13 protein-coding genes are annotated in these 12,724 nt (G+C 65.2%); 7 read left to right on the plus strand and 6 right to left on the minus strand.

Features of this window, described 5'->3' with window-relative positions; all coding sequences use genetic code 11:
• Nucleotides 1-4 precede the first annotated feature (4 nt).
• The 4 genes from CH278_RS12895 (at nucleotide 5) to CH278_RS12910 (ending at nucleotide 4,606) form a co-directional block, all read left to right on the plus strand.
• Nucleotides 5-970 carry a TniB family NTP-binding protein gene (locus tag CH278_RS12895; RefSeq protein ID WP_256991944.1) on the plus strand — a complete coding sequence of 322 codons (966 nt, stop codon included), beginning with the start codon at nucleotides 5-7 and terminating at the stop codon, nucleotides 968-970.
• Nucleotides 967-2,205 carry a TniQ family protein gene (locus CH278_RS12900; RefSeq protein ID WP_256991945.1) on the plus strand — a complete coding sequence of 413 codons (1,239 nt, stop codon included), beginning with the start codon at nucleotides 967-969 and terminating at the stop codon, nucleotides 2,203-2,205. The genes CH278_RS12895 and CH278_RS12900 overlap by 4 nt, the downstream gene beginning before the upstream one ends.
• Nucleotides 2,206-2,396: 191 nt before the next feature.
• The gene (locus CH278_RS12905) at nucleotides 2,397-3,563 is read left to right on the plus strand and encodes a site-specific integrase (protein ID WP_094622053.1); all 1,167 of its coding nucleotides are present in this window, start codon (nucleotides 2,397-2,399) and stop codon (nucleotides 3,561-3,563) included.
• Nucleotides 3,560-4,606 (plus strand): hypothetical protein, encoded by a 1,047-nt coding sequence (locus CH278_RS12910; protein WP_094622054.1) that lies wholly within the window; start codon nucleotides 3,560-3,562, stop codon nucleotides 4,604-4,606. Before CH278_RS12905 ends, CH278_RS12910 begins: the two co-directional genes overlap by 4 nt.
• An 84-nt stretch (nucleotides 4,607-4,690) precedes the next feature.
• Here CH278_RS12910 and CH278_RS12915 read toward each other — a convergent pair whose 3' ends face one another.
• From CH278_RS12915 to CH278_RS12925, 3 genes are all read right to left on the minus strand, one after another.
• Nucleotides 4,691-5,548: a ZIP family metal transporter gene (locus CH278_RS12915; RefSeq protein WP_094622111.1), complete on the minus strand. Its 858-nt coding sequence runs from the start codon at nucleotides 5,546-5,548 to the stop codon at nucleotides 4,691-4,693.
• A 116-nt stretch (nucleotides 5,549-5,664) separates the two neighbouring features.
• Nucleotides 5,665-6,357, minus strand: a complete 693-nt coding sequence (locus tag CH278_RS12920; RefSeq protein WP_094622055.1) for a DedA family protein — start codon at nucleotides 6,355-6,357, stop codon at nucleotides 5,665-5,667.
• Nucleotides 6,354-7,154 (minus strand): phosphatase PAP2 family protein, encoded by an 801-nt coding sequence (locus CH278_RS12925; protein WP_179279582.1) that lies wholly within the window; start codon nucleotides 7,152-7,154, stop codon nucleotides 6,354-6,356. The genes CH278_RS12920 and CH278_RS12925 overlap by 4 nt, the downstream gene beginning before the upstream one ends.
• 122 nt (nucleotides 7,155-7,276) lie before the next feature.
• Between CH278_RS12925 and CH278_RS12930 the strand changes: the two genes are divergently transcribed.
• On the plus strand, nucleotides 7,277-7,957 hold the full coding sequence (locus CH278_RS12930) for a winged helix-turn-helix domain-containing protein (RefSeq protein WP_094622057.1): 681 nt from the start codon (nucleotides 7,277-7,279) through the stop codon (nucleotides 7,955-7,957).
• A gap of 96 nt (nucleotides 7,958-8,053) precedes the next feature.
• Here the strand turns inward: CH278_RS12930 and CH278_RS12935 are convergent, their stop codons facing one another.
• The 3 genes from CH278_RS12935 to CH278_RS12945 form a co-directional block, all read right to left on the minus strand.
• Nucleotides 8,054-9,286, minus strand: a complete 1,233-nt coding sequence (locus tag CH278_RS12935; protein ID WP_094622058.1) for a phosphodiester glycosidase family protein — start codon at nucleotides 9,284-9,286, stop codon at nucleotides 8,054-8,056.
• A 158-nt stretch (nucleotides 9,287-9,444) separates the two neighbouring features.
• A complete protein-coding gene (locus CH278_RS12940) occupies nucleotides 9,445-9,783 on the minus strand; it encodes a hypothetical protein (protein WP_143536253.1) in 339 nt (112 codons plus the stop codon).
• Nucleotides 9,784-9,912: 129 nt separating this feature from the next.
• Complete coding sequence (locus CH278_RS12945; RefSeq protein WP_032371172.1) at nucleotides 9,913-10,149, minus strand: hypothetical protein; 237 nt, start codon at nucleotides 10,147-10,149, stop codon at nucleotides 9,913-9,915.
• Between the two features lie 169 nt (nucleotides 10,150-10,318).
• Between CH278_RS12945 and CH278_RS12950 the strand changes: the two genes are divergently transcribed.
• Both CH278_RS12950 and CH278_RS12955 read left to right on the plus strand, forming a co-directional pair.
• The gene (locus CH278_RS12950) at nucleotides 10,319-11,722 is read left to right on the plus strand and encodes a sensor histidine kinase (RefSeq protein WP_094622060.1); all 1,404 of its coding nucleotides are present in this window, start codon (nucleotides 10,319-10,321) and stop codon (nucleotides 11,720-11,722) included.
• Between the two features lie 214 nt (nucleotides 11,723-11,936).
• A complete protein-coding gene (locus CH278_RS12955; protein ID WP_094622061.1) occupies nucleotides 11,937-12,683 on the plus strand; it encodes an ABC transporter permease in 747 nt (248 codons plus the stop codon).
• The last annotated feature ends 41 nt before the right edge of the window (nucleotides 12,684-12,724 follow it).

Genomic DNA, 12,724 nt, shown 5'->3' on the forward strand with positions numbered 1-12,724 from the left:
AACGGTGAACAACGACCCCCGAATTACTCCCGCAGGCGACGGCGACGACCGCAGCTGCCAGGACATCGACCCCGGTAGTGCGGATCTGACCCACCTGCGAAGTTCGGTCAGATCGATAGCGGGTCTTCCTGCAGCGCAACGTATCAGGCACATTCGTACGGAACGGTGGATCGGGTATCCGCGTGCACGGTCGGTGATCGAGCACCTCGAGACGTTGCTGGTATGGCCAGATCGGCAACGAATGCCGAACCTGCTACTGATCGGACCGACGAACAACGGCAAGTCGATGATCATCGAGAAGTTCCGGCGTGCGCACCTCGCTGTCAGCTCGCCCGACCGTGAGCACATACCGGTGTTGTGTATGCAGATGCCCCCTGACCCGGCACCCACACGGTTCTACCTCGCGATGCTCGCTGCCCTCGGAACGCCGACCCGGCCACGGAGCCGCGTTCACGAACTTGAACAGCAAGCAGTCACGCTGCTGCGAGCAACCGGGGTTCGGATGCTGATCATCGACGAGCTCCACAATGTTCTCGCCGGCCGCGACAACGTGCGCCGAGAATTTCTGAACCTGTTGAGGTTTCTGGGCAACGAACTACGGATCCCTCTCGTCGGAGTCGGTACCCGAGAGGCGTACCTCGCGATCCGCAGTGATGCACAGTTGGAAAACCGTTTTCACCCCATGACGCTGCCGATCTGGACCAACGACACCGACACCCGCTCCCTGCTGGCGAGCTTCACCGCCAGCTTCCCGTTGCGTGCGCCCTCTCACCTGACATCGACGGAGATGACCGATTACCTCCTCACCCGGTGTGAGGGCACCATCGGCGAACTGGCCACGCTGTTGACCGCGGCCGCAGTGACCGCAATAGAAGCCGGAGAAGAATCGATCACCTCACAGGTGTTGACCCAAACCGCCTACTCCGGGCCCACCGAACGCCGCCGCCACTTCGAACGGCACCTGGCATGACACCAGCCGATGCCCCTGCAGCGCACACGGCGCTCGACCACAGCGCGCATCCGCGGTGGCCACTGCACCCGCAACCACTACCTGGTGAGACTCTGACGTCGTGGCTGGCCCGGACCAGCGAACAGTATTCGTCGATCACCGCCGCGGACCTCCTCGACGGGCTCGGCCTCGAGACTTCGGGCGTGAACCTGGACCGCTACACACCCGAGCCGATATTGAACGCGCTCGCCCAGAGGAGCACCTCTACTGCGGAACGGCTGCGTGAGATGACGTTGGCGGGCTGCACGCCCTGGCTGCTCGACAGCATCGACCTCACCGAATGCGACTTCGACACCTACGTCCACCAGTTCTCTGTCCTACTACCGGCGGGTCTGGCGATGGCAGATCGACGTCGACGCACACCGCCTGCCGGCACATGGCTTCCCTGGGTGAGCACGCTGACTACGCGGGCATGCCCCCTGTGTATCGACGACCTCGACACAGACACCGATATCGCGGTCATGATGGCTCATCAATACCCGATACTGACCAGTTGCACGAAGCACCTCTGCCGGTTGGAATTCTGCGCTGTGGTGCCCGGCAGACTGGTTTTCTGGGACAGGACACCGCCCGGCGCGGACGAACACGCATCACCGATACCGGTCGCGGCGGCCGTCGCAGAAATCGACAGACGCAGCGTCACCGCGTTGACGAGCGGGTCGGTCGAGCTCGGCGGAGGCCGTGTTCATGCAGCAGTGTGGTTCAGGCTGCTGCGCACCGTCGTCGACGAAGTGTCCACACCGCTGGTCCGCACTGGATGGTGGGCGAAGCCACTGAGCGCGATCTGGAAGTCCACCGGGTGTTCTCGACCTCTCCGGACCGCGTGGGTTCCGTTCGAGGACCTGAGGTGGAACGAGCAGTCGACAGTCATGCTCGCTGCCGCGACCGCGATGATCGCGGTCGAGAACGACGAGATATTCGCAGGTGGTGCTGATGCGGCTCTACTGCGCCCACGTTCGCACGAGCCGGTCGATCCGGGGACCGCTCCGACGAGGTCTCGCAGTCCGGTACCGGCCCGCAGCGCTTGGGACGGTGTGATTGCGGCGATCGATGCCGCTGTCGCCGCCGCCCGCGTCGACAGCGACGCCGCCCGATCTCTGTTCGGATTCGCTCGAACGGGGTGCCGCACCGAAGAAGACGTCGATGAATTGGCCTTTGCCTTCGTCGAACTCGGCATCCGGCTGGACTGGGACTGAAAGCGCGCGTGATCTCCACACGTTTCTTCACGGTGGCTTTCAGGCGGAAATCGATCGCCCCTGTAGTCACCCACAATTTGTGTGCGGTAACCGACGAGAATTTTCCTTCCCGCACCGTCTCCACGGAAGCGCCTGCTCAGCGTGCTTTCGGCCTAAGAAGTCTGTCGGGAGGGCTCGCTACAGTCCCTGTCATGGCAGAACGGCAGCTCGGAGAGGTCCTGGACGTGGGTTCAGTCGCCCCGGCGGGTGGTGTGGCGGTGTTCCCGGACCTGTCGGGCGAGGTCGCCGCGCGAATCGAACGGTCGATTGCGTCGGCACGGTCTGCTGCTACCCGCCGCGCCTACGATTCGGCGTGGCGACGATTCGAGACCTGGTGTACCGCCTCCGGACACACTCCGTTGCCGGCCCACCCCGCGACCGTGGCCGCCTACCTCGTAGCGGCGGCCGACACTGTCACCGTCGAGGGGACGCGGGCATATGCGCCGTCGACGCTGAGCAAATGGGTCGCCGCGATCGCCGACCGCCACCGCGCAACCGGCCACGACAACCCCGGCGGCCACGAGATCGTGCGCGCCACTCTCGCCGGCATCCGAAGGGAATACGCGTCTGCGGGGGAGCGGCCCCGCAATCCCCGTGCCCCGCTCCTCACCGCTGACATCACTACGATCGTCGACCACGCCCGACGCACTGCAGCGGGCTGGGCGTCGGAAGTTCTCGAACGGCGCGATACTGCCCTGCTTCTGATGGGCTACACCGGCGCATTCCGCCGCAGCGAACTCGTAGCGCTCGAATGCCGCGATGTCCACCGCGACCGTCTCGACGGTGCCCACGTCCGCGTCCGGCACTCGAAGACCGACCAGGACGGAACCGGAACCGTGAAAGCACTACCGTTCACCGGCGGCCACCAGTCATGCCCGGTCTGCGCATGGGTGCGATGGCTGCAGATCGTCGCCGCGTTCGACACCGGCGGCAGAGTCGCGGTCATTCGGTTACTGTCCCGCGCAGTAGAATTCGACTCACACGTATGCCGCGGAATTCTGCCTACCGCCGAGAAACAGTCGCCGCTGTTCCGGTCCATCCGCAAGAACGGCAATCTCTCCGACACTGCCCTCTCCGGGGCTGCGGTACACGCCGCGATCCGTCGACGCGCCGCCCGCGCCGGATTCGATCCTGAGACGGTCACACAGTTGGGTGGGCATTCGTTGCGGGCAGGATTCGTCACCCAAGCATTCCGCAACGGCGCCGACGCCCACGCCATCATGCGCCAGACAGGGCACACCACTCCCGGGATGGTCGAAATCTACGCCCGTGAGCACGCACCCATGCTCGGCAACGCCGTCACCGAGCTCGGACTATGAAACCGGAATCGAACGGAATTGCGTTCGACTCGGTGCCCTATAGCATCTCGGGTCTCGACCGCTCCGCAGAACACACATGGGCACTGTTCTGCGACTGGTGCACCGCCACCGCCCGATCGGCGCTGCCTGCGACACCCTCCACGCTGGCAGAGTTCCTCGATCATCATCCCGCCGCCGACGCCACGCAGCGTCGTAGGGTCGCCGCCGTCAACGCAGCGCACCGCAGTCGCGGCATGGCCGAACCCGGTCGCTCGGTTCCCATTCGACTCGCACTCGCAGAGCGTCGCCGGGAACGTCTCACCGAAATCCGTGTCTGCGCTGCGTCGATCATCGACGGGATTCCGTCGACTGGATGGCCGTACGGGCTGTTCGGCCGACGTGATGCACTGATACTCACCTTGGTTTCTGCCGGTCTTACCTACCGTGACATCAGCACTCTGCGCCGCGGCGACATCAACGTCGCAGGGCCGGACCTGGTTGTTTCCGGCCTGCACCGGGTCACCCCGACCATGCTCGGCAGCCACGGTGAGTCCGGTCCGGTGGCGGTGTATCAGCGCTGGGCGCAGATACAGTCCATGCTCGATCGCTCCGCGAGCATCGCGGTGCTACGTGAATTTCTCGAACACGATCCTGCACCTCTGCTGGCCGCAACCGGGACGGTGACAGCGACGCAGGCGGGGGAGCCGCTTGTCGTTCGCATCGACCGCTGGGGCTACACACCGTGGATGCCGGAACCGCTGACAGTGCAGTCGTTGTCCGCATTGACGCGCGCGCACCTGACCGGCCGGCCGGCCGCGCATCGACCGCGAGTCCTATGGTCAGAGAACGTCATCGACAGGGATGTTCTACACGACGAGGAACTACACCACCCGCGCATCGTGCTGGACAATGCCTACTACGAGCGTGGAATTCGTGCCCGCCGCGACGCCCACACCCGCCTGTCCGATCTCGACGATCGGTTCGAGGACATCAGCGACCGCGCCGACGACCTTCTGCGCTCTCTCGTCGACATTCTCGACGGACGGGCCTGCGACGACAGTTGACCATCGAATCGCACCACCGGTGGTGTCGTCCGCGACTGATCACGACGACGATCAACCGCTCGCAGCGTGGCCGGTCTGGGGCGATCACGCCCCGGCCGCGACGATGACGAAGTCGGTGGCAAACCCGAGAAACAGTCCCAGCAACAGGCCCCAGCAGGTCAGCTCACGGCGGCCGAGGGTGCGCGCTATATCAAGCAACTGGATCACGACATACAGAATCGACCCGGCTGCGAGTCCGAGAAACCCGACGGAGACGGCGTCGTTGACGAAGGACTGTCCGATCAGAGTTCCGACAAGAGTCGGTCCGCCGCCGATCAATCCGAGTGCGGCGAGGAACGACCAACTCGGACGGCTGGACTGCCCGGCCATCGGCGCTACGATCCCGAATCCTTCGGTCGCGTTGTGCAGACCGAAGCCGACGATCAGTAACACCGCAAGACTGATCTCCCCGCTGGCAGCGGACTGCCCGATCGCCAGACCTTCCGAAAAGTTGTGCAAACCGATACCGACGGCGATCAGCAGCGCCAATCGACGGGCAGCGCTCACCCCATCCAGAGGTCGATCGGTCATCTCGGTGAGTGCAGCGGCCCCCGGACCAGGCACACGCTCGTGCACGGCAGTTCGAGGCCGAGACATCCACCGTTCGTAATAGACCAGGGCCATCAGCCCGACCGTGACGCCTGCGGCGACGACGACGGCGAGGCCGCCGAACCGCCACCAGCTCCCCGTGCCGTCCACCGCAGCGGCGGTCAACGACCCCTCCACCGGCTCGGCGGCGTGTGCCAGAACATCCCACAGCAGGAACACCAGCACGCCGGTTGCGACGGCGTTGAGCAACGCCCGCACCTCTACCGACACGTGACGCAACCGACCCAGCGGCAATCCGAGGAAAATGGTGAACCCGGCAACAGCCCCGAGTGCAGCGATGTCGAGCGAGGTCATGAGTGTCACTTTTCTGTTGGACGTCGGGGCAGCAGGTGTAGATCGAGGACGTTCGACGGAGGACATGTCCACCAACAACGGTGCTCGAGTCGGCCCGGTCTGTCGAGGTGCGCCGGTCATCCTTCGTTCAGTGTGGGGCGGTGAACGCCCGCATCCGGGTCGGGGCGGTGCCCGTGCCGAGGTGTTGTTCTGCGTGCTCTGGAACGGGAGCGCAGGTAGTTGACGGCGATCGGGAGTATCGACAGGACGACGACCCCGATGAGAATGACCTCGATGTGGTTGCGCACGAACGGGATTCCGCCGAGTAGGTAGCCGAGCATCGGTACGCCGACACCCCAGACGATCCCTCCGATGATGTTGTAGACGAGGAACGTTCGGTATCTCATGCCCGACGCGCCGGCCATGACGGGTGCGAGTGTCCGGACGACGGGCACGAACCTTGCGAGTACGACAGTGCGTGCACCGTAGGTGTCGAAGAACGACTGCGCGCGGGCGAGTTGCGCAGGGCCGAGCCGTTTGGCACCGGGTCGATCGAAGACAGCAGGGCCGGCGGCGCGGCCGATCATGTAGCCACATTGATCGCCGAGTACGGCTGCAATCGGCGCGGACACCAGGATCACCCACAATGGAACGAACGGATCGGCCTGCGCCACGAGCACTCCTGCGGTGAAGAGCAGAGAGTCGCCGGGGAGAAAGAACCCGATCAGCAGACCCGTCTCGACGAACAAGGCGACGAGCAGCCCGATCAACCCGAATGTCGCGACGAGCGTGCTCGGGTCGAGGACGCCGCCGGTCAATCCCGACGTCACAGCGAGATCCTGTTCATCAGCAGGCGAGGTGGCGTCGCATCGGTGGCGCCGCCGGAGTCGAGACGATGCAGTGCGTAGCTGCCGAGGGTGACTGCGCAGGCTGCGAGGAGCGCGCCGGCGAGAACGTCGGTGAGCCAGTGGACGCCGAGATACATCCGTGTGCACGCAACGGCAACGACGATCGCTACGGCGATTCCGAGGAACAGTGTCCGTACCGCCCTCGATCGCCGCGTGCCTGCGAGGAGGGCGAGCATCAGTGACAGGGCAGCGGTCCCGGTGACGTGACCCGACGGGAAGGAGAAATCGGTTTCGAGCATCAGCTGGATCGACTGCGGCGGCCGCTCGCGTCCGACGACCAGTTTCACGATCGTGCACAGCATCGATGCCGAGCCGACGGTCGCCAGCATCACCAGTGCCGGGCCGTAGCGTTTGGTTCTCCACACCAGAAGCACCGCGACCACGAGGCCCAACGCGGCGGTCTCAGCGGGGCCACCCGCTGTCGTGACGGCAAGGGCAAGATCATCGAGCGCGGGCGTTCGGTGATCGACGAACCAGGCCGCGACAGGCGCGTCGGCACTGGTCAGCCATCCGTTGCTGTGCACTGCGACGGCGAGCACCACCACTGCGAAAGCGAAGCCGAGCGTGCCGAAGATCGCCGCTCCGGCCCGGTCGGAGCGGACGCGGAGCATGATCCCGGCACCGAGGAGGCCAACTGCGATCACCAACCCGGCGATCTCGACGTCGGCGGTGGCGGCTTCGGTGAGCACTTCGGTGGCCGTTGCGTGAACGGCGGACATCGATGAGGAGAGGAGCACGACCGTCAGTGTGCCGAGCAGCTCCTGAAGAACCGCTGAGAGCGGCTCGTCCGTGTCGGCGTGGGTCTGTTGTACTTGCCCGACATACACGGACGGAGCTGTCGATGCGGGTTCTGGTGGTCGAGGACGAAGTGCGCCTGGCGGAGATGGTCCGCCGTGGTCTGGTGGCCGACGGGTTCACCGTCGAGGTCGAGCACGACGGGGACAATGGGTTCCACAGTGCCGCGACGGGGGAGTTCGACGTTCTCGTTCTCGACATCATGCTGCCGGGCAGGCATGGGTACGACATCGTGCGCGATCTCCGCGCGCAGGGTGTGTGGACGCCGATCCTGATGCTCTCGGCCAAGGACGGTGAATACGATCTGGCCGACGCGTTCGATCTCGGCGCGGACGACTATCTGGTCAAACCGTTTTCCTTCGTGGTCTTGGTTGCTCGCTTGCGCGCGCTGGTGAGACGGGGCGCTCCCGAACGCCCTTCCGTGCTCGCAGCCGACGATCTCGAGTTGGATCCCGCGCGTCACCGTGTCACCCGGGGCGGTACGGAACTGGCGCTGACCCCGCGTGAGTACAGCGTGCTCGAGTTCCTGATGCGGCGCAGCGGCGTCGTGGTCACCAAGTCCGAGATCGTCCGGTCGGTGTGGGACGTGAACTACGACGGGGACGAGAACATCGTCGAGGTCTACATCGGGTATCTCCGGAAGAAGGTCGATCAGCCCTTCGGGCGCAAGAGCATCGAGACGATCCGCGGGGTCGGGTATCGCCTGGCCGCCGGAGCGACCGACTGAGCACCTCGCTCTGCGGCACGTGCGTGGAACCTATCGTCACGTGCGACACCTACCGTCCCTCAACAGCTTTCGACGTAGGGCAGCCGATGGTGGGCGTCACTTCGCGCCCGAGATGCTCGCGGCGGTGAATGTGCTCGGCCCCGATGTCGTGGTGTCTTCTGCGGCCCACTGCTGAGTGGGCGTCGGTGTCGACAGCGTGAGATAGAAGAAATCGCGTTGATCCGGTGCCAGGTATCGGTCGGGACGGTTCTGGACGGTCGGCAAAATCGTTGTGGGCGTCAAGGTTCCAGTGCGGTCCGCTGCCCAGGAATTGAACTCGGTCAGGCCGCCGTGAATGTCGAGTTCCATCCCGGTCACCGCGCCGGCGGCCACGAGAGCCTGCGCCAGCGTAGCCAGATCGACCTTCGACGCAGCGACGTAGACGAGGTCGCCGTTCGCGGTGGTCCCCAGTGCGGAGCGTTCGGTGTACTGCAGCTGATTCTTCGCGCTACCCCACCTGCTGTCGTCGTTCGACTGCACCCCTGCCGCGATCGAACCGTGGTCGACGATCAACGGCAAATTCTGCCGCACGGACACGATGTGTGGGTCCACGACTGCGCCGCCCGTCCAGTCGAGGACGCTCAGATGGCCCGTATCGTCCACCACTGCCGAGGCTTCACCGTTCTTCAAGGCCTTGTCCGCCACGCCGTTCGAGAAATACCCGCCGGCAAGATCGTTCATCTTCCATCCTGAATTGAATGCAGCCACCAGATTCGGCACCTCGGCGGCCGGGACCGATGCGGCGGCATTATCGTCGCCGCGGGGTTGGCTCGTACCGTCGACGAGGTGCGCGATCGTGGCGGTACCGGAGACGATCGCCACCCCGGCCACGGCGCTGCGGTGGGCAGGGTCGGGCTGAAAGTGCGAAATGTAGGCAACAGGAGCTCCATCTGCTCCCACGCGCCCAGGTGTCCATGTCGGAGTCGGCGATCCGGCAACTGTCGGCAGGACGGGAAGGGCGGCCAAGGACGTCACTGTACCGCCGGGAATGGCTGCAGCCGAGACGAATTGAGAAGGATCGGGTGAGGTGTCCGGCGGCGGGCTCGCGTACCGCCAGTTCTCGTACGCGTCCAATGCAGGGCCGCCGCCGTGGTCGCGGATCCACGACGAGGTCTTGTCGTTCCAGCTCGCATATCCCGGGGTCGCGAGTGCTCGCACATAGGACACCGAGGCAAGGGTGAACACGATCAGCGCGGCCACCGAGACCAGCTTCCAGATCGACACTTCGCGGGGTGAAATCTGTCGATCGGAGCTGTGCTCGGGCGGCGTCGGAAGGGTCGGTGCGAGCATGGGGTAGCTCCTGCCAGAAGTGATCCGAGGACCACTCGATCATGCGCGGACGACACTGAAGAAACGCTGAAACCTACTCGTGTGCAGCAGGGTTGAGATTCGGAGAGGGCAGCGCCCGTCGCGTGTGAGCAGACGGGCGCTGCGGTGACGCGGCGGATCTACTGCCCCGGGGCGTCGGCGATATCACCGGGCTCGGGTAGGTCCACCGAACCGGGTGCGTCGGGGGTGTCTCCTGCTTCTGGCGCGTCGACTGCGTCCGGTGTATCTCCTGCTTCGGGAACGTCCACTGCGCCCGGTGCGTCCGGGGTGTCACCTGCCTCGGGTACATCGACCGCACCGGGTGCGTCCGGTGTGTCGCCCGCTTCGGGAGTGTCGACGACGCTGTCGTGCGAGGCCGCGGAGTGTCCGAGGGTGTGGGCTGCGGCGATGCCGCCGCCGATGGATGCTCCGGCCAGCACGACGGCGGAGACCGCAACGATCTTGTTCTTGACGTTCACGAGGGTTCCTTCGGTTGTCGGATGCACGTGCCACTTGCGTGCGCTACAGCCCCGAATATGCTCGCCTGCTCCTGAAGAATCCCTGTGGAGAGCTGAGAGAGTTCGGCGCAGCGGCCCGAACGTCGGCGCTTACACCCCCGGGAATCGGTTCCGCAGGGAATCGAGCTGGCGATGGAGATCGTAGAGAATCCGGCGCTGTGTGCGCGCATCGTCGGCATACCAACGGCGCGACGAGGTTCGGCCGACCTCCCAAGCCGTCCGAGACATGTGCTCGGCGCGTTCGATCCGCGCCGAAATAAGATCGATCTCGGCCTGCAACATGGTGACGAACGCGCGCGCCTGCTCGTCGTCGGCGTTGCCGGTCACCGACCGACCGCAGCCGCAGTGACCGCCAGGTCAGCTTCGGTCATCTGCAGCGGCACACGCGGATCCTCGCCGCGGGGGTGGTCATGGTCGTGGATTCTGACAGAGCGTTCCTGAAGCGATGCTGAAGACGGCAACGACCTTCAGGCCGCCGGGTAGCAGACTCAGAGGCATGAGTGCCTTCGTCGATGTTCTGCGGCCACGATCGTGGACGGTGCGCGTGCGATCCGCTGTGGCCTCCACACTGGTGCTGGCCGTGTGCCTGATCGCGGCCGGTGGTGCATTGTTGTGTGTCCTGTACAGCTCCCTCGAGTCCTCTGCTCGCACCGCCGCCACCGCCCGAGCGGTGCAGGTCAGCGAACAACTGGAAACCGATCTACCGGGACAGATCGACGAGTCGCTGCTGGCCACGGACGGACAGATCGGAATCCTCCAGGTCATCGACGCGGCCGGGGCGGTGCAGGCATCCTCGATTGCAGACGGCGGCCCGCCGCTGTCCACGGTCGAGATTGCGCCCACGGCCACACAGGACCTCGGGCGCATCGAACGGGACGAGACCGGCGACTTCTGGGTCACGGGTGTCGGTGCTGCGACGGCCGACGGGCCGGTGACAGTGCTGGTCGGTGCCGACCGCGAGCCGGTGGAAAAGGTGGTCACCACCGTCGCGATCCTGCTCGCGATCGTCGGCCCGGTAGTCGTCGCGCTCGTCGCCTTGGCAACCTATCGACTCGTCGGGGCAGCGCTGAGCCCCGTCGAGCGGATCCGCACCCGCGTGGCCTCGATCTCGAACAATGATCTGGGAGAACGCATCCCGGTCCCAGAGACCCGGGACGAGATCGCGCGCCTGGCGGTGACCATGAACGAGATGTTGGCACGATTGAACGCCGGGCAACGAGCGCAGCAACGATTCGTCAGCGACGCCTCACACGAACTTCGAAGTCCGCTGTCGACGATCACTGCCGCTCTCGAACTCGCAGCGGCCAGGCCCGAGCTCATCGATGCGTCCCTGATCGATGAATCGTTGCTGCCCGAAGCGCGTCGAATGCGACGACTGATCGAAGATCTTCTCCTGCTCGCCCGCTCGGACGAGATGCAGACTCCGCACGGCACGGTCGATGTCGATCTCGACGACGTGTTGTACGAAGAAGGAAAACGGATCGAAGCCGTGACAGACCTCGATGTCGGGACGTCGATCGTCCCCGTTCGAGTGACCGGTGACCAACCGGCATTGGCGAGAATGGTGCGCAACGTCGTCGACAACGCTGTCCGGCACGCACGGACCCGGGTGGAACTGACCTGCACCGAGTCGGCAGGATCTGCAGTGATCACTATCGACGACGACGGGCCAGGGATCTCCGAGACCGAACGTGAGCGGGTGTTCGACCGGTTCGTACGACTCGACGCCTCCCGCACCCGTCACGAGGGCGGTACCGGGTTGGGATTGGCGATCGTCGCCGGCACCGTCGCGGCACACGGTGGTTCGGTGACCGTCGGTCGATCGACCCTCGGTGGAGCACGCTTCCAGATCGCCATCCCGATGACCTCGCCCGACGCTTCCGACCATCTACATCCCTGATCGAGAACACAGGCCGCGTGCGGTCTCGAACGACGTGATGGAGCACACGCACACTGCCGAAGACCGTGTTGAACTGGGCGGGGCCAGATCACCCCTGTGGTTGACGGTCACGTGAACGCCACCATGACCGTCCTCCGCTGAAAGATCGCCGAGACACGATCGCTGAGACAGATCGACGAGACACACGGGCTGGGTCACGCCACATACTTGACCGGTGAGTTCTTCCTTGGCCGAGCCTGGTCTGCCGCTCGTGGTTCTCTGCTGCGTGATGGTGACGCTCGCTGCGATCATCTATCGGGTCTCCTCGATCGGGCGAATGATCACCGCTCCGGCCGCTGCTCTGCGCGGCTTCGTGCAATTGGCGGCGATCTCGCTGATTCTCGCTGCGGCGCTCGAGCATCTGTGGTCGTCGTTGCTGGTGCTGCTGATGATGTTCGTGGCCGCGGCGTTCACATCGATTCGGCGTTCGGAGTCGGGGAGGTCAGGTATCTGGCTCGTGGTTCCCCTGGCGGTGGGTGTCGGGATCGTGGTGCCGTTGTGCTTGCTCACCGGTGTCGTTCCGGCGCAGGGCATCTCGATTGTGCCGGTCGGCGGAATCATCCTGGGCGGGACGATGACCGCAACATCGCTGTCCGCGCGCCGTGCACTGGCCGCGTTGACCGACAGGCACGGAGAAGTAGAGGCGGGACTGAGCCTGGGCATGACCGAACGTGACGCGCGCGTGGAGGTGGTGCGGCCCACCGCGAACGACGCGCTGCTGCCGGGCCTGGATCAGACACGGACGGTGGGGCTGGTGACTCTGCCGGGTGCGTTCGTGGGCGTGCTGCTGGCCAGTGGTTCGGCCCTGCAGGCGGGGGCCGTACAGATTCTGGTGCTCGCCGGGTTGTTGCTTGGGCAGACCGTCGCCGTCGCGCTGACCGTGGAACTGGTCGCGCGGGGATCGGTTCACCGGAGGCTGTAGACGGGTGGTTCGGCGAGGTCGGGGTACGCGGTGGGTGATCC

This window comes from Rhodococcus sp. 05-2254-5 (genome assembly GCF_002258575.1).
Lineage (GTDB): Bacteria > Actinomycetota > Actinomycetes > Mycobacteriales > Mycobacteriaceae > Rhodococcoides > Rhodococcoides fascians.